Consider the following 26,315-nt stretch of genomic DNA (forward strand, 5'->3'; position numbering starts at 1 on the left):
AATGTCTTCACAACCAAGTTTACATACAGAAATAACACAAAAACCAAGCACGCTAAAAAAATTGATCATCCTAGCTGTTATTATTGGCGTTACATTATCATTAGTCGCTTTGATTTATAGTAACCCGCCACAATCGAAAAGGGCTAAACCCTCAAAAGCGCCCCAGATGACAGTAGCAACAAAGATTTTAGCGCCGCAACGTTATCAAGTTATGGTGGAAAGTTTTGGTACGGTAAAACCTCGTACACAAAGCATACTTTTTGCGCAGGTTGCTGGCCAAATCACTCAAGTTAGTGGTCAATTTCGTGACGGAGGTTTTTTTGAAAAAGGTGATGTTTTAGTACAACTTGATGATCGAGATTACCGGTCAGAAGTAAAAGTATCACAAGCAAACCTTTTATCTGCCAACCAAGTATTACTTGAAGAACAAGCAAGAGTTCAACAAGCAGAAGCTGACTGGCAGCGGTTGGGAAATGGTAAAGTAGCCGGTGTTTTAGTGTTACGTCAGCCGCAACTTGAGTCAGCAAAAGCAAAAGTACTTTCTGCACAAGCACAATTAGATAAAGCTAAGCTATCGTTAGAACGCACCCAAATAGTGGCACCTTATGCGGGACGCATTTTGAAAAAACAAGTTGATATTGGTCAAGTTGTTACCAGTAACAGTCAACTTGCCACCATTTTTGCTGTTGATTATGTAGAAATTCGCTTACCGATTAATAATAAAGATCTTTCCTTGATTAACTTACCTGAAGTATATCGAGATATTGGTGAACAGGGTAATAAGGACGATGTAAAAATAAGCTCTGATTTAATTGGCCATCAATCATGGAATGGAAAAATAATTCGCACCGAAAGTGCTATCGATGAACAGTCTCAGCAGCTCTATGTTGTAGCACAAATTAATCGCCCCTATGATGCAACAACCTCTTTGGGATCACCGATAAAAATAGGTCAATATGTTACTGCCCAGATAACAGGGAAAGAACTAAGCAATGTTTTGGTTATTCCCAGCAATGTTATTTATCAGGGAAGCTATGTTTACACAGTCGAAAATGGCTTGTTAATTCGTAAAGAGGTTTTACTAGGGTGGCAAAACGGTAAAGAGTCAATTGTTGAGTCTGGGCTCGTTGCCGGTGATGAACTTGTGCTAACTTCTTTAGGACAAGTGAGCTCTGGAACTCCCGTAGCCATTGAAGGAAATATCCCGAGTAAAGCAAGACAAAATAACCCAAAAGCTCGTCAAAATAAGGCAAAACTTGAAGGCACTAAAAGATCAAAGGGTGAAGCACAATGATCGCCTGGTTTGCTCGAAATCACGTAGCTGCGAATCTGTTATTAATTACTATTTTAATTTTAGGTCTATTTAGTCTATCTGTGCGGATACCGGTTGAGGTTTTCCCCTCATTTGCCTCTGATCGTATCAATGTGAATGTCTCGTTACGTGGTGCTACGCCAGAAGATGTTGAAAAAAGTATTTCTATTCGCATAGAAGAGGCGATACAAGACCTAGAAGGTATTAAGCAAATTGCTAGTCGTTCATCTGAAGGCTCTTCAGCGGTTAATATCGAAGTTGAAAGTGGCTACGATGCACGAGAAGTTTTGGCTGATATTAAAAGTCGTGTCGACTCTATCAATACTTTTCCATCAGATGCTGAAAAACCTGTAGTGTCGTTAGCGACTCGAAAAAGAGAAGTTATCTCGGTTAGTGTCGCCAGTATTTATGGTGAAAAAGAAACGCGCGAGTATGCAGAGAAAGTACGCGATGAGTTGTTAAAAATATCTGAAATTACTCAGGCAGAGCTTAGTGGTGTTCGTAACTACGAAGTTTCTATTGAAATACCTCAAGATAAATTACAACAATATAACTTAACTATCTCCCAAGTGTCAGCCGCGATAAATAATTCTAGTACCGATGTTTCTGCGGGCAATCTAAGAACCGAAGGAGGGGATGTTTTATTATTGTCAAAGGGGCAAGCTTATCGTAAAAATGAGTTTTCTGACATCGCGATAAAGACTCACACTGATGGTTCTATTTTACGTTTGTCTGATATTGCGTTGATCACCGATGCTTTTGAAGAAACACCGGTAAGAACCCGCTTTAACGGTAAGCAAGCCGCCTTTATCGACATCTATCGTATTGGTCCACAAAGTGCCATTGACGTTGCCGATGCAGTAAAAAACTATATTGATGAACAACAAGGAAATGTGCCGGTAGGTGTTGAGTTAAGTTATTGGGATGACGACTCTCAAATTGTAAAAAATCGTATTGCAACGTTAACAACAAGTGCGTTGCAAGGTGGTATTTTAGTCTTAGCACTACTGAGCTTATTTTTACGCCCGTCGATCGCCTTCTGGGTTTTTATTGGCATTCCTATTTCATTTATGGGGGCTTTTATAGCAATGCCTTTTTTTGGCATTACCCTTAATGTTATGAGCCTATTTGGCTTTATTCTAGTACTCGGTATTGTCGTGGATGACGCCATTGTCACCGGAGAAAATATTTATACCCATTTAAAAACAGCTAAGTCAGGGGAAGAGGCAGCCATAAGAGGTACTGAAGAAGTGGCTACACCAGTCACTTTTGGTGTATTAACCACTATTGCCGCTTTTTTACCTCTGGCATTTATTGAAGGTGCGCGAGGGGCATTGTTCGCACAAATTCCGGTTATTGTTATTCCTGTTTTATTGTTTTCTCTAATCGAGTCAAAGTTTGTTTTACCGTCACATTTAAAGCATTTAAAACTCCGTAGTCAAAAAACAAAAACATCTAAATTTAGCCAATTACAACAACGCTTTGCGGATGGCTTTGAAAACACAATTTTACGTTATTATCAGCCTTTATTAAAAAAAGCCATTAATTTTAAAACAGCGACATTTTTTGGTTTTGTTGGTGTTTTCTTAATTATCATTACCTTGGTCATGAGTGGCTGGACTAAATTTATCTTCTTTCCAAGAATACCCAGTGAGACGGTAAGAGCTTCATTAACCTTACCAGCAGGCTCACCATTTGAGGTAACGAATAAACATATCTTAAAAATGACAGAGAAAGCGGAAGAGTTACGTGAGAAATATATTGATGAGGCGACGAATGAAAGTATCATTATTAATATTTTGGCGACAACGGGTGGCAGAGGTGGCACAACCAATCAAGGCAGTGTTCGTTTTGAAATAACGCCGCCAGAGTCTAGAAGCTTATCAATTGGTTCAACACAGTTAGTTCGAGAATGGCGGGAGCTTATTGGGCCAATTCCTGGCGCTGAAAGTATGACCTTTAGAGCCGAAATAGGTCGGTCATCAGACCCTATTCAAGTACAGCTAAAAGCAAGCTCTTTGGACTCGCTTAAAGAAATTACCGATAAGGTAAAGATACGCTTAGCCACTTACCCCACTGTTTTTGACATAGAAGATAGTTTGTCTGACGGAAAAGAAGAGCTACAAATCGAATTAACTGAGCAAGGCAAAGCGCTAGGGTTAACCAGAGTAAGTATATCAAATGAAGTACGCCGCTCGTTCTTTGGCTCACAAGTTCAGCGTATTCAAAGGGGTAGAGACGATGTCCGGGTAATGGTTCGTTTACCTTTGAGTGAGCGTCGCACGACTGCTGATTTAGAAAATATTCTTATTGGAACTCCCAATGGTGGTTCAGTGCCTTTGGCGCATGTTGCTCGCTTAATTCCAGGGAAAAGTCCATCAACCATCTCTAGAATCGATCGTTATAGAACGGCAAATGTCAGCGCTGATGTCGATAAAGAAAACACCAATATGACAATATTACAGGCCGATTTAAAAACTTACTTGGATGAGCTTCTTTTACAATATCCTGGTGTCAGTCATTCGCTCGAAGGTGAAGCTAAAGAGCAACGTGAATCATTTGGATCGTTAGCTTGGGCATTAGTTTTTGTTTTCTTTATTATTTATGCTTTGCTGGCCATTCCATTTAAGTCTTATCTACAACCTATTATTGTAATGAGCGTTATTCCTTTTGGTATGATAGGTGCCGTTATAGGTCACTGGATCATGGGCATGGAATTAACGATTATGAGCTTATTGGGCATGCTGGCATTAATTGGTGTGGTGGTGAATGACTCCTTGGTATTAGTTGATTTTATCAATAAAAAACGAGCCGAAGGTATTAAGCTTATGGAAGCAGTACTTACCGCGGGCGCTTCACGTTTTCGTCCTGTGATGTTAACTAGCTTAACCACCTTTATTGGTTTAATGCCGTTACTTTTTGAGCAATCAACTCAAGCACAATTCCTTATTCCAATGGCTGTTTCTCTTGGTTTTGGTATATTGTTCGCGACATTTATTACCTTGATTTTAGTGCCGGTTAACTACTTGCTTGTTGAACAGATAAAGGCGTTTTTTGGTGTTAAGCCTACGGGGTATGTTCTAGAGCAAGTTTAGCTTTTACATTTATGGTATTTCAAGCAATAAAAAACCCAGTTAAAAACTGGGTTTTTTCATTTGAAATAAAACTAGAAATCTTCCAGCATAAATTCTAACGAGTCTTCATATGCTTTTAGCTCTTTTTCTAATTGGAATCTTTCTTTTATAAGTTCTATTTCACGCCATTTTCTTTTCTTATTAGTGCTTTCTGAGGACTTAGGTCTTTTACCAAACGAGCCCATTACTTGTTCAAGTTTATCCATAGAACACTCCTTTTTATTTAACAGCACCTTTTTAATAACACATTCAAGATGATAAGCAAATAATTAAAGCAATAAACTCCGATAATACTTGGTGATAAAGTAACTCTTTTTAGGCTTTATTTTAAACTAACCGTATGAAAAATAGCTATTAAAGTAACTCAGCAAGCTGTTTTTCTAATTTTATCTGGTCAAGGGTAAAATTTCTGATCCCTTCAGCAAGTTTTTCTGTGGCCATAGCATCTTCATTCATTGCCCAACGATAGCTACTTTCTGATAATTTTTCTTGAACGGCTAATTTGGGTTGCTCACTAAATAATTTTTGCTCAAGCGGGTCATTACACTTTGATAGTTCGTCTAATAGGTTTGGACTTATCGTTAAACGATCACATCCGGCAAGTTGACGTATCTCATCTATGTTTCTAAAACTTGCTCCCATCACCACCGTTTTATAACCTTTACCTTTGTAATAGTTATAAATGCTAGTTACCGAAATCACACCAGGGTCTTCATCCGCTGCGTATTCACTTTTGCCGCTATCCTTTTTGTACCAATCTAAGATCCGGCCAACAAAAGGCGAGATTAAGTAAACCCCTGACTCGGCACAAGCTTGTGCTTGAGCAAAACTAAACAATAAAGTTAGGTTACAGTTAATACCAACCTTTTCTAGTTGCTCTGCCGCTTTAATACCTTCCCAAGTTGATGCCAGTTTAATAAGGATACGATCGTTATTAATACCTGCTTCTTTATACATCGCCATAAGCTTATGCGCTTTGGCAATTGAAGCTTGAGTATCAAAAGATAAACGTGAATCTACTTCTGTTGAAATACGACCTGGTACAGTTTTTAAAATTTCTAAGCCAATTAATACTGATAGTTTATCAGCGGCATCAATAACTTGTTGTTCTGTATTTGATGACTGTGCTTTTGCCCATGTTACCGCTTCGGTAAGTAAATGTTGATAACCTTTAAGTGATGCTGCTTTTAATAATAGCGATGGGTTTGTGGTTGCATCTTGTGGTTGAAAATTTGCGATTGCTTCAATATCGCCGGTGTCAGCAACTACAGTAGTCATTTTTTTTAATTGAGAAAGCTGGTTAGTCATGTCCTTTACCTTTTTACGAAAAACTTAAAATTGGAGAATTATTACAACATAAATGGCTGAAAAAGTGATAAACCTTTGATGTAATGCCTAATATGACTATATTTGTAACAAATTTTCAATATATAGCAAGTATGTTCGACATTTTTTTAACTATGACGGTAATTGGCTTATCATTTATCTTCATGTTTAGCGGATTTATTGTATTATATGGGTTATATATTTTGATATTGTATTAAACGGGACCGTTATGCTACTTGTTGTTTCTCCAGCTAAAAACTTAGACTTTGAGTCACCATTACCCACTAATAAATTTTCTCAACCTGAGCTTTTAGCGCACAGTAAAGATTTAATTGACCATTGCCAAAAATTAACACCTGCAGAGATATCAACCTTAATGGGCATTAGTGATAAACTTGCTGGGTTAAACGCTGCTCGATTTGGTGAATGGTCAATGCCTTTTACTGTTGATAATGCTCGCCCAGCGGTATTAGCGTTTAATGGTGATGTTTATACCGGATTAGACGCCAAAACATTTAATGAAGATGATTTTGATTTCGCACAAAAACACATGAGAATTTTGTCAGGATTATACGGTTTACTCAAACCTCTTGATTTAATGCAAGCCTACCGCTTAGAAATGGGTTCAAGGTTAGCGAATGATCGTGGCAGCAACTTGTATCAGTTTTGGGGAGACATTATTACTGACCATGTCAATGAAGCATTGGCCCAGCAGGGTGATAAAGTGTTAATTAACCTAGCCTCTAATGAATATTTTAAATCAGTAAATAAAAAAAAGCTTCAAGGTGAAATAATTACTCCAGCATTTAAAGATTGGAAAAATGGTCAATTTAAAATGATCAGTTTCTTTGCCAAAAAAGCACGAGGTTTAATGGCACGTTATATCATTGAACATCGCTTAACAGAGGTTGAACAACTTAAATCCTTTGATGTTGCTGGCTATCAATATAGTGAAGAAATGAGTCAAGGTAATGATTTTGTTTATACCCGTAAAGAAATGCAATAGTAGCGCTAATGCATAAGCCTGCTTTAGTTTATTTACTTAGTTATACTTAACCCACTAAGCTTTAAGTGGTAAATACATAGCAAGAGAACACAAAAAAGGAAAAGGAATGCTTACATTACTCGCTAAACTGTTCAATGCACTGAACTCAGAAAGCTCTACTCGGCAAATATCATTGGCCATAGCGTTAGGTTTTATCGTTGGACTATCGCCACTGCTTACCTTGCATAATATTGCTTTTATATTCGTGGTTTTATTTTTAAGAGTCAATATCGGCGGTTTTATAGTCGCTTGGGGATTCTTTAAAGGGTTAAGTTATTTGTTGTCATCATTGATCGTTACTGTTGGTGAGTCATTACTAACAGCAAAGTCATTACACCCTTTATTTGATGCTTTATATCAGTCTTCGTTATTTAAACTAGGCCATCTTCACCATACTTATACGTTGGGTGCTTTGGTGCTTGGCTGTTTATTAGCGGTGCCGTTATATTATCTAAGTAATTTTTTAATTGAAAAGTATCGACTACATATTAAAGCCTTCTTTGAGAAGTTCCGTATTGTTAAGGCATTAAAAGCATCAAAGTTCTACCGTATTTATAGCCACGTTTCTGGCCAAGGAGAGTTGTAATGAGTCGTTTTATTCGTTGGAAAGGGCTAGTTGGTTTTTTTGTGGTCATGGGATTAATGATCGCTTTTATTTATTTATTTGCAGACGCTTTAGTTAAGAAAGGTATAGAAAAATCAGGCGAATGGTATCTAGGTGCAGAGGTTAATGTTAGTGAAGTTGAAATTAACTATTTACCCTTAACACTGAGTATTGAAGGTTTCCAAGCAACCGATCCTGAAAAACCTAGCCATAATTTGGTGAGTTTTTCACAAGCCTCAGCCGGTGTCGATGTTTGGCAATATTTATTTGGTAAGTTATATATTAGCGAGTTAAACGTTGCTGAGTTAAGAATCGATCAGCCTAGGCAGTCTGTAGGTGAAGTCTATAGGCTTGGTGATGATACTGAAAATGGCAGTGACGGTGTAGGTGATTCAATGTTACCTAAACTTGATGTTAGCCTACCTAAAGCTGAAGATTTACTCAATAATAGTGATTTGCTAACGGTCAAACGTGGCAAAGCTTTAGAGCAAAGTTATCAAATCGAAAAGAAAAAGCTGCAAGCTGCTTATGAAACACTTCCGACTAAAGACGCGTTAGCAGACTATAAAAAGCAAGTAGAGCAACTCGCTAATATTAAGATAGAAAGTTTAGCCGATCTTGAAAAGCTTAATAAAGATTTTACTGCGCTAAAAACGAAGTTCGAAGCTGATCAAGTGGTCATGAACAAAGCAAAGCAGCAAGTTAGCGCTTCAAAAACATTATTAAGCGAACAGACTAAAGCTTTAAAAGATGCGCCAAGCGCGGATTGGAAAAACATTGAGAGCAAGTACCAACTTGACAGTGTCGATGGTGCTGATTTTGCTCACTTGTTGTTTGGTGAGCAAGCAAGAGAATACTTTGGTTATGCTGATACTGTTTATCGAAATATAGCACCGCTAATTAAATCTTCAAAAGTCGACAAAGAAGCACCAGTAGCAAGTGATCAAGGTCGTTATGTGCAGTTTAATGATGAAACACCTTTGCCCGACGTACTTATCGAACAAGCAAATTTTTCTTTAATATTGCCACAAGGTGAATTTGCAATTAGCGGCAAAGAATTGACACATCAGCACTGGGTACGAGGTAATAACAGTGTTATTAACGTTAAAAGTGACAATGTACAGGGCTCGGGGAAATTAACCTTAGGGTTAGCTTTCTCACTAGATAAGCAAGATGTTTTAACAGGTAAGGGGCAGTGGCAACTTGCCGATGTCACCTTAAAAGATGTTTCACTACAAAAATCAAGTGCTTTTACTTTAGATCTTAACAGTGGTTTATTATCAGGTAAGGGGTCTTTTTCATTCATTGATGACCAAATTGACAGTGAAAATAAACTTAACCTAGCTAATACTCAATATAGTGGTGCTGGCACTTCGAAGTTAAGTACACTCTTTATTGACACAGTTCAGTCTCTTAAGTCGTTGGCGTTAACCATAGCTGCAAAAGGTAAAATAACGGCTCCGACGTTATCTATCTCATCACCACTTGATAACCAATTAAAAGATTCAATGGTGCAGCAAGTATCAACTAAATTAACAAGCTTCAAATCTGACATTAAAGCAGGGTTAAACACTAAGCTTACTCAAGCTTTAGGGGGAAGTAATAAGGAAGCCGAGTCTCTAATGGATGTTGAAGCACTGATTGGAGATAGCGATAAAGCATTAGATGAGCTGATTAACTCAGATATCGTCGCAGCGAAAAAGAAAGAGTTTGAAGATAAACAAAAAGATAAGCTCAAAGATAAAGCAAAAGAAAAACTAGGGAAACTATTTGGTTAGGCTTGCTTAGCTTACTCATCATTAATGACAAGTTTACGCTCAGCTATCGTAGCTGCCAAGGGGGGAGCTGAGCGGCCAAGCTAAACTCGTTTAATAAAGTCGTTTTAGTTTTTTCTGTAAAAAAAGCCTCAGCTTATTGTTAAGTTGAGGCTTTTTGTTGTTAATTAGCGTGTTGTTTTTACTAAGCTTTAATGCCTAAACTGCTAAGGCCACCACTTTTCTTGCCCTTACTATTGTAGGTCATTGATGAGCGGTTATGATTCTCAAGCAAGGAGTTTTTCATGCGTTCAGCGGCAAGTGAAGATTGCTGTATGATTTGACCGTTAACCTGATTTTTGTCTTTACAACGCAGTAAAATAGCTTCAATTTCAGCAATCTCTTGCTGATGAATACCTGATTTAACTTCGTTTTTCAAAATAATATTTTGAGCGTTTTGTTCATCAAGTTGCTGTATGGCTTTTAGCAAAGCCTCTTTTTGCTCGGTAACGGCAGTTAATGCTTGTGGGCTTTGTTTTTGTAAGACTTCTTTTTCAACGCTGAGCAGCTCTTCAAGCTGCTGTAGGTTATGTAACTGTTGAGCAATTAATTGCTCTGCTGCTAACGCTGTCATCAGGTGTAACTCCTGTGATTAGGTTAACAGTAAACTGTTAGCCTAGTTTAAATTCGAAATTTGCTATACTGGCAGCAAGCTTTTCAGGATCAACTTTATACTCACCATTTGCAATGGCTTTTTTGAGTTGATCGATTTTTTTCTGATCAACGGCTGGTGCGTCATTCGCTTTCTTTTGTAACTCATTTAACTGTTGAGCTTGTGGTGTTAAAGAGACTGAATCTTTACCTACAGATCTTCCTTGTTCACTACTTGCTGCATTTTGTGTGGCTTGCTGTTTGACTTGTACTTGTTGATCAAGCTTTTGCTTTACCTGACTGTTGTTTGACAAGTTATTGATATTTATAGCCATAATACTATCCTATAGATAACGGGTTGATATTCACTATCTTGTTATCGGCAAGCAGCCTAATAACTTAACCATTATTATAAATTAATTATCACTTCGTTGATAGCCGATACTCGCCCTGTTACCGTTCTACCACTGCCTTCATTTTCAACCGCTATTTGCTCGCCAAGCCCCCCGTCTTCAAGGGCTATGCCGGAGGTTTTTATTGTCAAGGTATTCGATTGCGCAATAAGCGTGACATGGCTGCCTTTGCAAACAAAACAAATATTTTTTTTAGTTAGAATCACACCCGCCCTCAACTTTCTTTTAGCTCGGGTACCAATAACGATTCTGGTATCATCTAAGCTCTCACCACGAATTCTATATTTATCGCGATATTCAATGGTGACATTTGAACTATCAACTCTACTGCCCTTACTAATGATACTTTTTGCAACAACTACCGGTATGACCACTTGAATTTTTGCAGGAATATAAAGATACCAAGACGATGGGTCGTCGCAATTTATTTTAACATTTACGTTTCTACCATTATGATTTTCAGGTATATTTGCGATTAAAGGTGTTAAACAAGGTTGAATAATAATTCTGGGATCTAAAGTAGAGACTGAAACGTTTATCTTTCCTTGCTTTGGCAATGGCGTGTTATTTTTTATAAATTGGGTAACAAAATCTTGAAGTTGCTGTCTGTCCATCGTTTGGGCAAAGGCTAGATTTGAAAAAAGCGCTGAGATTAGCGAAAGAATGATAAATATCTTGAATATGCTCATAAATTTGTCAACTATTTGCTAGGGAAATTAAAATACTCGTCTATGCTTAATTTATGTATAGTTTAACAATAATTAAAAACAGACGAATACGCACTAAACGTCAAAAAATTGAACGTTCAATATGTATCTGTAAGCACAATCAAGAAGTGTGCCTTTTTGTGAATTAAGTAAAATGAGGTTTGTATGGCAGGAATTTTAGACTCAGTAAATCAACGCACTCAGTTGGTTGGACAGAATAGGCTTGAATTATTACTTTTTCGTTTAATCGGACCACAACGTTTTGGTATTAATGTTTTTAAAGTACGTGAAGTTATGCCTTGTCCGCGCTTAACCTTACTGCCAGGACAAGACCCTTTTATTAAAGGTGTTGCCCATATTCGTGGCCAAACCATTTCAGTGATCGATTTGAGCAAATCGACAGGTGGCCCAGAAATAGTGCCAGATGAAAATTCCTTTGTCATTATTGCAGAATATAATCGCAGTGTGCAGGGCTTTTTAGTTGGCGGTGTTGAGAGAATCGTCACGTTAAGCTGGAAAGATATCATGCCCCCTCCAGAAGGTGCTGGCAAATCAAGCTATTTAACGGCGGTTACAGAAATAGACAAAAAAATGGTCTCTATTTTAGATGTAGAGAAAATTTTAAATGAAATTAGTCCTATTTCAACAGAACTCAGTGAAGGTGTTGTTGATGCGAGTGTCGGAGTTAGTCTTGGCGAACGGGTAATTATGATCGCGGATGATTCAACCGTAGCTCGAAATCAGGTGAGAAGAGCTCTAGAGCCATTAGGCTTAACAATGTTGTTAGCTAAAAATGGCCAAGACGCTTTAGATCAATTACTTGCTATAGAAGCCGAGTGTCATACATCAATTACCGAAAAAGTGGCTTTACTTATCTCTGATATAGAAATGCCTGAAATGGACGGTTACACCTTAACCGCTGAGATTAAAAATAATGATCGATTGAAAGCCATGCCGGTTATTTTACATACTTCGCTAAGTGGTGTTTTTAATAATGCCATGGTTGCTAAAGTTGGTGCAGAAGATTTTATTCCAAAGTTTCATCCTGATGAGTTAGCCACAGCAGTAAAAAAATGGTTAAAGAAAGATGAACTAGCAAATAATGCTAATTAACCCATTATTTTTAGCGTATTCTATCGTTAATAAATGATAATAATAATTTAAGGCGGAATATCGAAGTGTCAATCCGACAGCTTGATGATAGCAGTTATCATCAGTTTAGAGTCTTCCTAGAGAAACAATGTGGCATCGTCTTAGGTGAAAATAAACAATACCTAGTAAAAAGCCGTTTAGCCCCTTTAATGGCTAAATTTGATGTTACCACATTAGGTGATTTAGTCACTCGTACTCTCAGTCCAATTGAAAGGCAGTTACGCGCCGCAGTTATCGACGCCATGACGACCAACGAAACCTTGTGGTTTCGCGATGAGTACCCCTTTGAACTATTGAAAAAACGCTTACTTCCTGAGTTTAAAAATCAAAGAACGCCTTTAAAAATTTGGTCAGCGGCAAGTTCTTCAGGTCAAGAACCTTATTCTATTGCGATGGCAGTTCAAGAATTTAAGCAAAGTAATCCTGCTGCGTTTTCGGGAGGTGTTCAAATTATTGGCACTGATATCTCCAATACTATGCTTGAGCATTGTAAGTATGGCCATTATGACAATTTAGCTTTGTCACGAGGTTTATCAGCCGAACGCAAAAGAATGTTTTTTGAAAATGGCGATAAAGGTATGTCAAAAGTCAAAGACTCGGTTAAGAAAATGGTTAGCTTTAGGCAACTAAATCTCCTAAATAGTTATAGTTTAATGGGTAAGTTTGATATTGTATTTTGCCGTAACGTATTGATTTACTTCGCACCAGAAATTAAAAAGCAAATAATATCTCAAATTGAAGGCGTGCTAAATCCTAACGGCTATCTCTTTCTTGGCGCCTCGGAATCCTTAACGGGTTTAAACCAAAACTTTGATATGGTTCGCTGTAATCCTGGTATCATTTATCAAAAAAAGACTTAATATCCCCCCACTAAACTCCCCGTTGGCATAGAAATTGTATAGTTATCTTCATTGATTTGGAGGTAACACTATGGCTATCACTTTTGAAAAAGCACTTGGCATTCACCCACAAACACTTGCTGTTCGTTCTAAACGTGCAGAAGTTATTGCTAGTAATATTGCTAATGCAGATACACCTGGCTATAAAGCCAAGGGCATGGACTTTAAGTCTGCCTTAGCGCAAGCCTCTCAAAAGCAACAATCAGGTATGTCACGAACCCACGAAAAGCATTTTGATGTTCGCATTGCAACCAATAATGGGGTGCAATTTAGAACACCAGATCAACCAGATACTGGCGATGGTAATACCGTAGATGCACAAGTGGAACGAAACTTGTATCTAGAAAACTCAATGCAGTATCAAGCCAGCATTCAATTTCTTACTGGCAGGATTAAAGGCTTGAAAAAAGCCATCACCGGAGCAGGGCAATAATTATGAGCCTATTTAACGTATTTACTATATCTGGCACGGGTATGAGCGCTCAATCTGTTCGCTTAAATACCACCGCAAGTAACATTGCTAATGCTGATAGTGTTAGCAGTAGTGTTGATGCAACCTATCGAGCACGGCATCCGGTTTTTGCCGCAGAGATGCAAAAAGCTGCCGCAGGACAAGATGACTCAGGCGTAGGTGTCAAAGTTTTAGGCATTGTGGAAAGCGATCAGCCTTTAAATATTCAGCACTCTCCGGGACACCCAATGGCAGATAAAGATGGTTTCATTTATAAACCCAATGTAAACGTGATTGAAGAAATGACCAATATGATTTCAGCATCACGCTCATATCAAACAAATGTTCAATTGGCTGAATCAGCAAAAAATATGCTGAATAAAACCTTACAGCTTGGCAAGTAACAATTAAAGGTGGGATAAAATATGGAAACAGTAAGCGGAAGTAAACCTTTAGATGGCATGCGCTGGCAAAAGGAAGATGTTACAACGACGGATAATGGCAATGGTATGTTAACGCAAGAAGATTTCTTTGCGTTACTGACCAAAGAGCTTTCTCATCAAGATCCGACTAAGCCCGTTGAAAATAATGAAATGATTTCGCAAATGACTGCGTTTTCAACGACTGACGGTGTGGCAACGCTAAATGAACAATTTACATCATTTGCTGCATCCATGTCATCGAGTCAAGCATTACAAGCCTCCTCGTTAGTGGGTCGTAGCGTTCTAGTTGATGATAATGTTTTTGGTATGGCTGAAGGTGAAGCCGTTAAAGGCAAAATGATCACTGATAAAGCGGCAAGTAATGTGAATATTTATGTTGAAAACACCGCTGGAGAACTTATTCAAACAGTTCCTGTTGGCAGTGTGGCTGCAGGTGAGTTTACCTTTAATTGGGACGGCAAGATGACAAATGGCGAGCCCGCTCCACAAGGTGCTTATCGTTTTAGAATTGCAGGATTAGTGGAAGGTGAAGCATCAGAATTACAAGCGATGACCTATCGTAAAGTTGATAGTGTGACGTTAGCCGGTGCAGGTGGAAATATTTTATTAAATCTTAATGGTGGCAGTTCCATGGCACTAGCAGATGTGGTGGAAGTATCAGAAGGTTAAATTAATAGTTCTTCGAACTAAATAAATTTAAGCCACTGTTATTTCAATGAAGAGTGAATACTCGAAAATTAGAAATAATTAAGATAAACAGTTTTTTATATGAGGTGCAATTATGTCATTTAATATAGCGTTGAGCGGATTAAACGCTGCTCAAAAAGATTTGGATGTTACATCAAATAACATCGCTAACGTTAATACCACCGGCTTTAAAGAGTCGCGTGCGGAATTTGTTGATGTGTATGCAGCATCATTACTTGCTTCTGGTAAAACAAAAGTGGGTGACGGTGTTTTGACGGCAGATGTCGCTCAGCAGTTTCAGCAAGGTAGTATTCAGTTTACTAATAACGCGTTAGATTTAGCCGTTACGGGTAATGGTTTTTATGCAACAGTACCTGAACTTGACTCCTTAGAAACGTCATATACCCGAGCAGGTCAGTTTAAATTAAACGACAGTAACTTTGTTGTTAACTCTGCGGGTGAGCATTTATTAGGTTTCCCAGTTAACCCTGACGGCACCTCTGCGTCGGTAAGTTTAAGTACGGCAGAGCCTATTCGTATTCCTACGGCCTCTGGTGCTCCTCAAAAAACCAGTGAAGTAGATGTACGAATGAACTTACCTGCGGGTGATTCTTTCATTAGTAGTGCGCCAGGTAACTTTGATCCCGATGATCCTTTGACTTTTAACCATTCAACTTCAGTGACTATTTTTGATTCATTAGGTGATAGTCATATAATGACTTATTACTTTATTAAAGATAATCCTTCGTCTGATGCTAACGAGTGGATGATGTTTGCTGGCGTTGATGGCATACCGGTAGATTTAGCTGATCCAGGTGGACAGACAGATCCAGATCCAACGGCAGCTCCAGGAACGCTAATAACAAATCCACAAGGTGGCGGTAGTTCAGGTCCGTTATCAGCAAGTGGCGGTGTTACTGGCATGCGTATGTACTTTGATTCTTCAGGTGATTTTGTTGCACAATTACCTATGCCAGGTGACGGTGGTGCTATTACCGTGGCACTTGGAGCGACAATATTAGCCAATGGTGCTGATCCAACTCAAACCGTGAAAATTAATTTTAATCTAGACCCTCTTGGCCCTAATCCAAATGAACCTACGCAGTTTGCTTCAAACTTTGAAGTGACTTCGCTTGAGCAAGATGGCTTAGCGGTTGGTCGATTAACCGGTATAGATATTGGTAGTGATGGTTTAATTCGAGCGACTTACAGTAATGGTACCTCAGAACCATTATCACGCATTGCTTTAGTAAACTTTGCCAATGAACAGGGCTTAACGCAAATTGGTAATACTTCATGGAAAGAAAGTATTAGTTCCGGTGAAGCATTGGCTGGTGAGGCGGGTTCAGGTACTTTTGGTACTATTAATTCATCGGCATTAGAGCAATCAAACGTTAACTTAACCACAGAATTAATCGACTTAATTTCAGCACAACGAAATTTTCAGGCTAACTCTCGTGCACTAGAAGTTGATAACCAGCTAAACCAAACTATTCTACAGATTCGATAAATAAATCTTTAAAATAATCTAGTCTATAATAAATAAAAGAGATAAAACGTAAAATGTTTTATCTCTTTTTCTGTTCAGGATGAACGGTATAGATGTAGAGCGAAACATAGCTATTCTTATGCATCCATGTCTTCATCGCATTAATACTTCTTTATGTGTCAATGCCCGAGCAGCGGATGGTCTTTATCAAACCACCTTTCTTTCAAAACCTCAGTCGGTTCCTTTTCGTTGACGATAAAACGATTATTTTTTCATCTTCCTTTTCCTGTTCTATTTCTTCTGGCACTGTTATTGCATTTCTCATTGTAAGATACAATTTTAGAGATCTGTTATGGACAAAATGCTTTATATCGCAATGAGCGGTGCGAAACAAAATATGCATTCGCTTGCCGTTAATGCTAACAACCTTGCTAACGCTAAGACTACGGGTTTTAAAGCCGATTTAGCACAGGCGCGTTCAATGCAAGCTTTTGGCGAAGGCTTGCCTTCTCGTGTGTTTGCCATGACAGAAAATGCCAGCCAAAACTTTGACAGTGGTTCTTTGATGCAAACTTCTCGAGATTTAGATCTTGCCATTCAAGGGCCGGGTTGGTTTGCTGTTCAAGCTGAAAATGGTACTGAAGGTTATACACGTGATGGCCAATTTAGACTCAACGAAGAAGGTGCTTTAGAAACCTCTAAAGGTGAGCTTGTCTTAGGAGATACTGGCCCGATATTTATACCTCTACCAGTCAATAATATTCATATCAGTAAAGATGGCACCATCATGGTTCAGCCTGAAGGAGCACCGAGTTCTCTTCAAGAAGAAGTGGGTCGTCTAAAAATGGTTAACCCGAGGGTGCAAGAGTTAGCAAAAGGTGCTGATGGCTTGTTTCGTCGAAAAGATGGACTAAATGAGAATGCTGACGTCAATGTCAAAGTCGAAAATGGCATGCTTGAAGCAAGCAACGTAAACCCTATTGGGGAGATGACCGCGATGATTTCTTTGCAACGTCAGTTTGAAATGCAATTAAAACTCATGAAAACAGCGGAAGAAGTTGATGCAAGTTCAGCATCTTTATTACGTGCTTTCTAATTTAAATAAATAATTTTTGAGGTGATTTATGAACCCAGCATTATGGATAAGTAAAACAGGGTTAGATGCGCAAACAAAAGATATTGCGGTAATTTCTAATAATTTAGCTAACGCCAGTACCATAGGTTTTAAGAAAAGTCGTGCCGTATTTGAAGATTTACTCTATCAAACGATTAATCAGCCAGGTGGTCGCTCTGCACAAGATACAGAGATGCCTTCAGGCTTAATGCTTGGCGCGGGTACAAAAGTGGTGGCTACGCAAAAAATTCATACCCAAGGTGATATGCAAACTACCGATAACGCTTTAGATCTAATGATCCAAGGTGAAGGTTTTTTTGAAGTGCAACTCCCTGACGGTACATCGTCATATTCAAGAAATGGTCAATTTACCATGGATGAAGAGGGCAATATGGTTACACCGGGCGCGGGTTATTTAATTCAACCACAAATAACTATTCCGCCTGATGCGTTAAGTATTATTGTTTCTCAAGATGGTGAAGTCTCTGTAACTCTTCAGGGGCAACCTGATCCTGCTGTTATCGGTCAAATTAATACAGTTAACTTTGTTAACCCGACCGGTTTGCAGCCAATAGGGCAAAATTTATACATTCAAACAGCGGTTAGTGGTGCTCCACAAGAAGGGGTTCCAGGTTTAGAAGGTTTTGGCATGATAGTGCAAGGCGCGCTAGAAACCTCGAATGTAAATACCACCGAAGAACTTGTTAACTTGATTGAAAGTCAACGGGTATATGAAATGAACTCAAAAGTAATTTCAGCAGTTGATGAAATGCTTAGTTATATTAATCAGCAGTTATAGCGTTAAGGAATCTCTTATGAAAATTCACTTAGTCTTAGTTATCTTTTTTTTATCAATAACGGGTTGTGCCAGTGTTGAACAGGCAAAAACGTTACCTGACGATCCTGACTTTGCGCCAATTTTACCCGAAATGGAAGAAGCCTCTATTATCCCGACGGGTTCACTATTTAGAGCTAACTACGTTAATAATATTTATTCTGACTCAAAAGCTCATCGTGTTGGTGACATTATTTCAGTGACGTTAAGTGAAAGTACACAAGCACAGAAAAATGCTAAAACAGAGTTGAGTAAAGAAAATAGTGCCAGTTTAGATCCTATTATTGGTTTAGGCGGCGCTGCAGTAAACTTTAAAAATAATGCCATTCAATTTGGCTATAACCAAGGCTCTGACTTTAGTGGTGATTCAAAGTCTAACCAAGGTAATAGCTTAAACGGTCATATTTCTGTACATGTTTTGCGTGTTTTGCCCAATGGCAATTTGATGATCCGTGGTGAAAAATGGATGACTTTAAATAACGGTGACGAATTTATTCGCTTAACCGGTGTTATTCGCGCACAAGATATTAGCTCTAGTAACACCATTGTTTCTGGTAAAATCGCCAATGCGCGGATTGAATATGCAGGTACAGGGACTTTTGCTGATGTACAAGAACAAGGTTGGTTATCGAGTTTCTTTACTAGCTCTTGGTGGCCCCTGTAGGGTTAATTGAACAAAAACTTTCAATAGGTATTATTATGAACACTTTTTTCACAAGTATGAAAGTTACTGTCTTGGTGCTAACATTTTTGTTTAGTTCGATGAGCTCTGCACAGCGAATTAAAGATTTAGCCGATGTTGCTGGTGTCCGAAGTAATCAATTGATAGGTTATGGTTTAGTGGTGGGTTTACCTGGCACAGGCGAACAAAGTCCATTTACCGAACAAAGTTTTAAAACCATGCTAAGTAATTTTGGTATTACTATGCCGGCTAATTTAAAACCAAAAATTAAAAATGTTGCTGCGGTTGCTGTTCATGCTGAGTTACCCGCATTTACTAAACCCGGCCAAAGAATTGATATTACAGTTTCTTCAATGGGCAGTGCGCAAAGCTTACGTGGTGGAACATTAATACAAACTATTCTCATGGGTATTGATGGTAATGCTTATGCCGTTGCTCAAGGCAGTTTAGTCGTTAGCGGTTTAGGTGCTGAAGGTTTAGATGGCTCAAAAGTTATTGTTAATACACCAACCGTAGGCCGTATTGCTAATGGTGCTATGGTTGAACGTGAAGTTATTTCACCATTTACTTCTGGCGATTATATTACCTTTAATCTTAGAGATTCTGATTTCAGTAGTGCGAGAAGTCTAGAGCGAGTCATTAATAGCGAGTTTGCTAACATTAACGACCCCGCCACTTTTATTGCTCGCGCTATTGATGCAACCTCTATTCAAGTCAATGCACCAAGAGATGCGAGCCAACGAGTCAGCTTTTTGGCTGCCTTAGAAAATTTAGAATTTGAACCTTCACGTCCGGCGGCGAAAGTTATTGTTAACTCCCGTACTGGTACCATCGTGATCGGCTCTGATGTGCGTTTATTGCCTGCCGCCATTACTCATGGTGGTATTACGGTAACGATTAATGAAACACGAGATGTCTCTCAGCCTAATGCTTTTGCTGATGGTAATACGGCGGTAACGAATCAATCTATCGTTAACGTTAATAAAGATGATAACCGGATGTTTGTTTTTGATCCGGGGGTAAGCTTAGACACACTCGTTCGAGCGATTAATGAAATTGGGGCGGGCCCTGGTGATGTTATGGCTATTCTTGAAGCGCTATCACAAGCGGGTGCATTACGAGGAGAATTGATCATTATTTAATGATCAATAAAGCTTATGATTACACCGAATCAATCATCACTAACTTCATTGGCACCGCAGGCATCTGTGACCGCTAATTCTCAGAATTTTTTAGACATCAATGGCTTGAATTCTATTCGCCAACAGTCTAAAGAAACTGATAAAGGCTCAAAAGATGCGGCTTTACAAACAGCGGCCAAGCAGTTTGAAGCGATTTTCATGCAAATGCTGATGAAAAGTATGCGTAAAGCACAAGACGTTTTAGAGTCAGATAGTCCCTTTAATTCAGAAAGTACAAAATTTTATCGTGATATGCATGACCAACAAATGTCATTAGAATTATCAAATAACGGCTCTTTAGGTTTATCGGACTTAATCGTTCGCCAGCTAGGTGGTGACACTGAAAGTTTTACCCCGCAGTCATTTTTACAAAGTGATAATCGCTTCAGTAAAAGTAACGGCTTACTCAGTGAAGATAATAATAAAGGCAAGTCAATTGTCGACACAGGGATCCTTATTTCGGCCGAGGATCGTCAAACTAATGACTCGGGTGATCGTTCAACTAATAATCGACAAGCATTATTTGATATGCCACAACGAGCGCCTTCTTCGTCTAACACGGTAAATTCGTTAGATAACAAACCGTCTGTTTATGAAATGCTTGCCATGCAAGAGCCTCAGTATCAGCAACCTAAAGACTTTGTTATGGCATTAACTGAAGATGCTAAACGAGTTGAAGAAAAGTTAAATATTCCCTTTGAAGTTGTTATAGCTCAAGCCGCATTAGAAACTGGCTGGGGACAAAAAATCATCAAAACAGAAAGTGGTCAAAGCTCTAATAACTTGTTTAACATTAAAGCGGATAAACGCTGGGATGGCGACAAAATCAATAAGGAAACCCTTGAATTTGAACAAGGTGCTATGGTTAAAAAACGTGAGCCCTTTCGCGTTTATGAAACCATTAGTGACAGCGTTAATGATTACATGCAGTTTCTCTCAAACAGCGAACGCTATAAAAATGCATTAGACAAAGCTGGCGATGTGGAACACTTCCTGCATAACCTACAGAGTGCTGGTTATGCGACGGATCCCAAATACGCAGAAAAAATTAAGGGAACACTACGAACCGTAACCAGTTTACTAAATAAGTAAATAAGCGCTCAGCATATAAATGCATTGAGTTTTGGTTAGGTTAGGAGTGAAGTCATGTCGGTTAACTTATATAACACAGGTGTTAGTGGTTTACTTGCCGCACAGCAGCAGCTGGCGACAACGGGTCATAATATTGCCAATGTTAATACAGAGGGTTATAGCCGACAACGCGCAGAACAAAATTCATCGGTGGGTTTATTCAGTGGCGGCAACTATGTTGGCTCTGGTACCTATGTTAACGATATCACTCGTCTATACGAACAATTCTCCCATAAAGAACAACTGCTTAATCAAAGTAAGGTCGGTAATGCTGACTTATTACAAGGGCGTTTAACACAACTTGACCAAGTAATGAGTACCTCAGGTAACGCCGTGGTGGGTTCACTTGACAGTTTTTACCAATCACTCAATGGCGTTGCTGACAATCCTAATGATTTAGGTTTACGCAGTATTGTGCTTAATCAAGCGAATATTTTAAGCAAAGACTTTAATGAGCTGACTAATAATTTTGACAATATGACCAAAGCGGTCAACGGTGAAATTGAACAAATTGCTACTAAGATTTCTGAAATATCCAATGAATTAGCAAAAATTAATGAAACCATTATGCAAACTCAAGGATTAAATCAAACAGGGCAACCTAATGATTTACTTGATAAACGAGATCAACTAATTGGTGAGCTAAGTAAGTTTACCAAAGTGACTACCGTAGAAGATGCTAACGGTGTACTCACTGTAATGATAGGACAAGGTACGACACTGGTTGCCGGTATTACGCCAATGACAGTACAAGTTAAGGCTGGCGATCCCGATCCAAATAAAACCCAGCTAAGTTTAGTCAGTGGCAATAGTCGTGTGGCATTAAATGGTTCTACGTTAGGTGGCTCTTTAGCGGCAAATTTTGAATTTAGAGACCAGCATTTAAATCAAACGCGTAAAGAAATTGATCGCTTAGCTATGTCTATATCGTCAATATTAAATGACAGTCAAGCCAGTGGTTTAGATCTAAATGGTGTTCAAGGGGCAAATTTTTTCACCGATATTAATGCAACACAATTACAACAAGGTCGTGTGCTAGCTCCTTCATCAAACACGGGTACCACACAACCTCAAGTGGTTATCAACGACGTTTCTTTATTATCTACTGATGACTTTGAAGTACGTTACGATGGTACTGATTTTACGTTATATAATTTGACTACCGGTGGAAGCGAAAATCTAGGGATGCCTGGTACAGGTTCGCCTGCAGGAACGCATACTGCCACTACACCCAATTACGGTTTCTCATTTATTGAAACAGCGGGTGGAACGCTTCAGGCAGGTGACAAGTTTACTATTGTACCGACCAAAAACAGCGCAGCATTAATGCAAGCGACATTAACTGACGCTAATGCCATCGCAGCAAGTACAGCGATTGCGGTGACACCGTCGAGTAACAATATTAGCAATGGTAAAATAGAAATTACTAATGTGACTAACCCTGTTGCAGCGAGTGCATATGATCTCACTGTTGATGTATATGAAACACCACCACCACCACTGCCAGCACCACAAATACCTACCGGAATATTTGAGTATCGAGTCTATAACACATCAACGCCACCACCTGGAACGCCGGCCATAGCATCAGGCAGTTATGCAACAGGGGCGAGTGCTATTATTGATATTCCTGCCGGCTCACCTGATTTTCAAATTGAAATTAAAGGTGATCTTGCTGGTTCAGGCGCTAATGCACGTGAAACGTTTACCTTAGGTAATGCTTTTGGCGTTGGTAATGGTAACCATGCAGTTGCTATGGCAAAGACCCAAGAAATAGGTGTGGTCAATGCGGGAAAACAAACCTTTAGCGAAAGCTTAGCTGTTTCAACCTCAATAGTAGGTTCAAAAGCGAGTAATGCTGATTTATCAGCAGATACCGCACAGGCCTTATTTACTCAAGCTTATAACCGCAATCAAGCGACATCAGGTGTAAATCTTGATGAAGAAGCTGCCAACCTTTTGAGATATCAACAAGCTTATCAAGCGGCATCACAAATAATCTCTACAGCAAATACTATTTTTGACACCATTTTATCGGCAGTCAGGTAAGGAATTTTTATGCGCGTTTCTACAGCTCAGTTTTACTTACAAAGTTCACAGCAAATGAGCCAAAAAAGCTCTGATGTTAATGATCAAATGGCTTACTTATCAAGTGGTAAACGAGTGTTAACCGCAAAAGATGATGCTATTTCTTATAGTACCTTAGCTGGCTATAACAATGACTTAGCCAACATAGAAAAATATAAACGCAATATTACTATGGCTGAAAGTCATAATAATATGCAAGAAATTGTTTTTGCTGGTGTAGAGGATATATTAAATAACATCAAAGATCAGATGTTACAAGCAAACAATGGCGCAATGACTGATGTGGATATACAAGCCATAGCCAAACAAACTAGAAATAGTTTTGAGCAAATACTTGAACTTGCCAATAGTCAAAATGCAAACGGCGATTATATATTTTCTGGTTTTAAAACTGATCAACAACCCTTTAGTCAACATGTTGACGGTAGTGTTTCTTATAGTGGTGACTCTGGTGTAAAGGAGTTACAAATAGCTAAAAATATAAAAATACCCACCAATCAAACTGGCGATGCTACTTTTTTAAAGGTAGATAACCCTATTGGTGATTTTACCGCTAACTATACTTCTAATACGTCAGGCGTAGCCTTAGCTAGTGCTAATGTTACCGACAGAGGTACTTATAACACGAGTGCCATGCCGCATGATTATACGTTTACTGTTGACGCTTTAACGAATGATTTAACCGTAACGGATGTTAATGGTAACATTGCTTTTCCAGTTGCACCCGCGACACCTGCGCCCCACGTAGCAGGGCAAACAATCTCTTTTGATGGTATAGAAGTTACCCTAAGCGGCAATCCTTTGCCGGGTGATAGCTTTACCATGAGTGAGCAGGAGAACGTTAGTATATTTGAAACCATCAATGATGCTATTTCTTGGATGGAAAACAGCGCAGTTTCTACAAACCTTGAACAACACCAAGTGGATTACAATACTCTACTCGACCAGTTTAATTCAGCCATGACTCATATTACATCAAAACGAGTAGATTCGGGTGTTCGCTTACAGGTGCTTGAAAGCCAACAGAGTAGGCATCTAGATATGGAATTAAACCTTTCTAGCGGTAAGTCAAGCATCGAAGACTTAGATTTTGCCAAAGCGATTTCTGAGTTTGAACAATCAAAAATAGCGTTACAAGCATCACAACAAGCATTTACCAAAGTACAAGGCTTAACCTTATTTAATTATATATGATTTTATTACTGCAACTTTTTAAGTGGCACGGTTCATGCTTTATTTTTTGTAGTAATAAAAAACAAAAAAATCTGTCAGTGTAAATTAAATTAATTTAATGGGACAGTATTTTATTAATAAAAGAGCAGAGGCTTGCTTTACAAGCTTCTAATAACACTATTAAATGTAAAAATTAGGAGCTATATCATGGCCATAACAGTCAATACCAATGTAACATCGTTGAATGCTCAACGTAATTTAACAAAATCTGGAGAAAACTTAGCCACTTCAATGCAACGTCTATCTTCTGGTATGCGTATTAATGGCGCTAAAGATGATGCCGCAGGTATGCAAATATCAACGCGCTTAACGTCACAAATTAGTGGTTTAGCAGTTGCGCAACGTAATGCCAATGATGGTATTTCTATGGCGCAAACTGCAGAGGGGGCTATGCAGTCCTCTACCGATATTTTACAACGTATGCGTGACTTGTCTCTGCAATCAGCTAACGGCTCAAATTCAAAAACAGATCGCGAAGCACTACAAAAAGAAGTGTCAGCATTACAATCAGAGTTAACGCGTATTGCCGATACAACTACCTTTGGTGGTCAAAAACTATTAAATGGTACTTATGGTACGCAGCAGTTCCAAGTAGGCTCAGATAGCAATCAAACTATTGGTGTTACGTTGGAGTCAGTGGGTGCTGAGGATATAGGTTTGATTGGTAAGGGATTTACATTAGCGGCAATTGCTGGTTTTTCAGGGGCGAGTGAAACGGCAAAAACGTTTGCAACGACTGATGGCTTAAGTGTTACAGCGGGTGCCACGACAAATAATATTAATTTGACTACAGGTATGAGTGCAGCCGATTTAGCGGGTCAAGTCAATGGTACTGAAGGTGTTTTTGGTGTCGGAGCCAAGTCTGAAATGTCTGTGGGAGCTTTTTCAGCAACAGCAAATGGCGGGGATACTATAACTCTAAATGTTGCAGGCGTAGAGATTACAGCCGCTTCAGGCATTACCAATAACGCTACTGTTACAAGTTTAGATACCGCTATTGATAGTGCAACAGAGGCCGCATTAGCGGCTAAAGGAATCTCGGCAGCGATAGTAGTGGATGGTTCAGATAACTTATTAGTCTTTACCAATGCTACGGGTGAAAATATTGATGTTACTATGGAGATTAATGGCTCTTCGAGCGATGGTGAGACAGGTACAATTTCAGCGTACGATAGTGATGCCGCTTCACCAGGTAATATTGGTACGGCTGTAGTCGTAACTTCGTTAACAACTGAAACGAAAAGTAAAAGTGCAGCTATAACAGGACGCTTAGATGTTTCTAACGCGGTATTGAATGTTGATTTCTCTAGTTTAAGTGTTACAGGTAAAGGCACACTTAATGGTGCTACTACATCAAATGCTGTACTTGATACATCGACAAGCTTAAGCTCAATTGCTAACCTTGATATCTCAACTGCCGGTGGCTCTCAGTCAGCAATCGATGTCATTGATGCGGCTTTAGCTTCAATTGGTGATTCTCGTGCTGATTTAGGTGCTACACAAAACCGTTTCAGCCAAACTATTGGTAATTTAGCTAATATTCAAGAAAATGCCTCAGCATCACGTAGTCGTATAATGGATACTGATTACGCGACAGAAACTGCGGTAATGACTAAGAACCAAATATTGCAACAAGCAGGTACGTCAATCTTGGCGCAAGCGAACCAAATACCACAAGCAGCGATTAGCTTGATTGGTGGTTAGTTTTGATTACCTAGCTCTCTTTAAAATGTAAAACTGCTAGTTTAAGATAGAAATAAAACAAAGGCTGAATAAGAAATTATTCAGCCTTTTTCTATTGTGGAACTTTATTTTTATATGATTAATTACCCAGCAGTCATTTATTAGTTAGCAAACTTGTACTTAAATCAACAAATGGCTGGATTGACATTATTTAATAACTCATGAGATAACCAATTTTTATAGGGGGAAGTAAATGTTTATGAGTTTTTTGTAAAAAAGATTAAAGTTAATTTAATAGCTG

At 38.8% G+C, this 26,315-nt stretch carries 24 protein-coding genes; 19 read left to right on the forward strand and 5 right to left on the reverse strand.

Annotated elements, in window-relative coordinates; genetic code table 11:
• Window position 1 precedes the first annotated feature (1 nt).
• On the forward strand, window positions 2–1,294 hold the full coding sequence (locus H4J62_RS00555; RefSeq protein ID WP_182213477.1) for an efflux RND transporter periplasmic adaptor subunit: 1,293 nt from the start codon (window positions 2–4) through the stop codon (window positions 1,292–1,294).
• Window positions 1,291–4,407: an efflux RND transporter permease subunit gene (locus H4J62_RS00560; protein ID WP_182213478.1), complete on the forward strand. Its 3,117-nt coding sequence runs from the start codon at window positions 1,291–1,293 to the stop codon at window positions 4,405–4,407. Before H4J62_RS00555 ends, H4J62_RS00560 begins: the two co-directional genes overlap by 4 nt.
• Window positions 4,408–4,478: 71 nt before the next feature.
• Here the strand turns inward: H4J62_RS00560 and H4J62_RS00565 are convergent, their stop codons facing one another.
• Complete coding sequence (locus tag H4J62_RS00565) at window positions 4,479–4,652, reverse strand: DUF3545 family protein (protein WP_083277925.1); 174 nt, start codon at window positions 4,650–4,652, stop codon at window positions 4,479–4,481.
• Window positions 4,653–4,800: 148 nt separating this feature from the next.
• Window positions 4,801–5,754: a transaldolase gene (gene tal / locus H4J62_RS00570; protein WP_182213480.1), complete on the reverse strand. Its 954-nt coding sequence runs from the start codon at window positions 5,752–5,754 to the stop codon at window positions 4,801–4,803.
• Between the two features lie 247 nt (window positions 5,755–6,001).
• Between tal and yaaA the strand changes: the two genes are divergently transcribed.
• The 3 genes from yaaA (at window position 6,002) to H4J62_RS00585 (ending at window position 9,199) form a co-directional block, all read left to right on the forward strand.
• Window positions 6,002–6,778 (forward strand): peroxide stress protein YaaA, encoded by a 777-nt coding sequence (gene yaaA / locus H4J62_RS00575; RefSeq protein WP_182213482.1) that lies wholly within the window; start codon window positions 6,002–6,004, stop codon window positions 6,776–6,778.
• Window positions 6,779–6,884: 106 nt separating this feature from the next.
• Window positions 6,885–7,403, forward strand: a complete 519-nt coding sequence (locus tag H4J62_RS00580; RefSeq protein WP_070374661.1) for a TIGR03546 family protein — start codon at window positions 6,885–6,887, stop codon at window positions 7,401–7,403.
• Window positions 7,403–9,199 (forward strand): TIGR03545 family protein, encoded by a 1,797-nt coding sequence (locus H4J62_RS00585; RefSeq protein ID WP_182213483.1) that lies wholly within the window; start codon window positions 7,403–7,405, stop codon window positions 9,197–9,199. Before H4J62_RS00580 ends, H4J62_RS00585 begins: the two co-directional genes overlap by 1 nt.
• Before the next feature lie 181 nt (window positions 9,200–9,380).
• On the opposite strand, the gene flgN is transcribed toward H4J62_RS00585, so the two are convergent.
• The 3 genes from flgN to flgA all read right to left on the reverse strand — a co-directional run bounded on the left by flgN (window position 9,381) and on the right by flgA (window position 10,928).
• Window positions 9,381–9,809 carry a flagellar export chaperone FlgN gene (gene flgN / locus H4J62_RS00590; protein WP_182213485.1) on the reverse strand — a complete coding sequence of 143 codons (429 nt, stop codon included), beginning with the start codon at window positions 9,807–9,809 and terminating at the stop codon, window positions 9,381–9,383.
• A gap of 37 nt (window positions 9,810–9,846) precedes the next feature.
• Window positions 9,847–10,161 carry a flagellar biosynthesis anti-sigma factor FlgM gene (gene flgM, locus H4J62_RS00595; protein WP_070374658.1) on the reverse strand — a complete coding sequence of 105 codons (315 nt, stop codon included), beginning with the start codon at window positions 10,159–10,161 and terminating at the stop codon, window positions 9,847–9,849.
• A 74-nt stretch (window positions 10,162–10,235) separates the two neighbouring features.
• Window positions 10,236–10,928 carry a flagellar basal body P-ring formation chaperone FlgA gene (gene flgA / locus H4J62_RS00600; RefSeq protein ID WP_182213486.1) on the reverse strand — a complete coding sequence of 231 codons (693 nt, stop codon included), beginning with the start codon at window positions 10,926–10,928 and terminating at the stop codon, window positions 10,236–10,238.
• A 183-nt stretch (window positions 10,929–11,111) separates the two neighbouring features.
• On the opposite strand from flgA, the gene H4J62_RS00605 reads away from it, so the two are divergent.
• The 14 genes from H4J62_RS00605 to H4J62_RS00670 all read left to right on the forward strand — a co-directional run bounded on the left by H4J62_RS00605 (window position 11,112) and on the right by H4J62_RS00670 (window position 26,035).
• Window positions 11,112–12,059 (forward strand): chemotaxis protein, encoded by a 948-nt coding sequence (locus H4J62_RS00605; RefSeq protein ID WP_182213488.1) that lies wholly within the window; start codon window positions 11,112–11,114, stop codon window positions 12,057–12,059.
• Between the two features lie 65 nt (window positions 12,060–12,124).
• Complete coding sequence (locus tag H4J62_RS00610) at window positions 12,125–12,958, forward strand: protein-glutamate O-methyltransferase CheR (RefSeq protein WP_182213490.1); 834 nt, start codon at window positions 12,125–12,127, stop codon at window positions 12,956–12,958.
• Window positions 12,959–13,028: 70 nt separating this feature from the next.
• Entirely contained in the window at window positions 13,029–13,430 is a 402-nt protein-coding gene (flgB, locus tag H4J62_RS00615) for a flagellar basal body rod protein FlgB (RefSeq protein WP_070374654.1), read from the forward strand.
• Between the two features lie 2 nt (window positions 13,431–13,432).
• The gene (gene flgC / locus H4J62_RS00620; RefSeq protein WP_070374653.1) at window positions 13,433–13,852 is read left to right on the forward strand and encodes a flagellar basal body rod protein FlgC; all 420 of its coding nucleotides are present in this window, start codon (window positions 13,433–13,435) and stop codon (window positions 13,850–13,852) included.
• Between the two features lie 21 nt (window positions 13,853–13,873).
• Window positions 13,874–14,560 (forward strand): flagellar hook assembly protein FlgD, encoded by a 687-nt coding sequence (locus tag H4J62_RS00625; protein WP_182213492.1) that lies wholly within the window; start codon window positions 13,874–13,876, stop codon window positions 14,558–14,560.
• 112 nt (window positions 14,561–14,672) lie between these two features.
• Window positions 14,673–16,088, forward strand: a complete 1,416-nt coding sequence (gene flgE, locus H4J62_RS00630) for a flagellar hook protein FlgE (protein ID WP_182213494.1) — start codon at window positions 14,673–14,675, stop codon at window positions 16,086–16,088.
• Between the two features lie 331 nt (window positions 16,089–16,419).
• Complete coding sequence (gene flgF, locus H4J62_RS00635; protein ID WP_146799142.1) at window positions 16,420–17,163, forward strand: flagellar basal-body rod protein FlgF; 744 nt, start codon at window positions 16,420–16,422, stop codon at window positions 17,161–17,163.
• Window positions 17,164–17,191: 28 nt separating this feature from the next.
• Window positions 17,192–17,980 (forward strand): flagellar basal-body rod protein FlgG, encoded by a 789-nt coding sequence (gene flgG, locus H4J62_RS00640; protein WP_070374649.1) that lies wholly within the window; start codon window positions 17,192–17,194, stop codon window positions 17,978–17,980.
• A gap of 16 nt (window positions 17,981–17,996) precedes the next feature.
• On the forward strand, window positions 17,997–18,680 hold the full coding sequence (gene flgH, locus H4J62_RS00645) for a flagellar basal body L-ring protein FlgH (RefSeq protein WP_070374648.1): 684 nt from the start codon (window positions 17,997–17,999) through the stop codon (window positions 18,678–18,680).
• Window positions 18,681–18,715: 35 nt separating this feature from the next.
• Window positions 18,716–19,840 carry a flagellar basal body P-ring protein FlgI gene (locus H4J62_RS00650; protein ID WP_404842388.1) on the forward strand — a complete coding sequence of 375 codons (1,125 nt, stop codon included), beginning with the start codon at window positions 18,716–18,718 and terminating at the stop codon, window positions 19,838–19,840.
• 15 nt (window positions 19,841–19,855) lie between these two features.
• The gene (gene flgJ / locus H4J62_RS00655; RefSeq protein WP_070374647.1) at window positions 19,856–20,971 is read left to right on the forward strand and encodes a flagellar assembly peptidoglycan hydrolase FlgJ; all 1,116 of its coding nucleotides are present in this window, start codon (window positions 19,856–19,858) and stop codon (window positions 20,969–20,971) included.
• 54 nt (window positions 20,972–21,025) lie between these two features.
• Window positions 21,026–23,059 (forward strand): flagellar hook-associated protein FlgK, encoded by a 2,034-nt coding sequence (flgK, locus tag H4J62_RS00660; RefSeq protein ID WP_182213496.1) that lies wholly within the window; start codon window positions 21,026–21,028, stop codon window positions 23,057–23,059.
• A 9-nt stretch (window positions 23,060–23,068) separates the two neighbouring features.
• Window positions 23,069–24,292: a flagellar hook-associated protein FlgL gene (gene flgL, locus H4J62_RS00665; protein WP_182213497.1), complete on the forward strand. Its 1,224-nt coding sequence runs from the start codon at window positions 23,069–23,071 to the stop codon at window positions 24,290–24,292.
• 186 nt (window positions 24,293–24,478) lie between these two features.
• Window positions 24,479–26,035 (forward strand): flagellin, encoded by a 1,557-nt coding sequence (locus H4J62_RS00670; RefSeq protein ID WP_182231308.1) that lies wholly within the window; start codon window positions 24,479–24,481, stop codon window positions 26,033–26,035.
• The last annotated feature ends 280 nt before the right edge of the window (window positions 26,036–26,315 follow it).

Origin of the sequence: Colwellia sp. BRX8-5 (genome assembly GCF_014077325.1) — a bacterium.
Taxonomy (GTDB): Bacteria; Pseudomonadota; Gammaproteobacteria; order Enterobacterales; family Alteromonadaceae; genus Colwellia_A.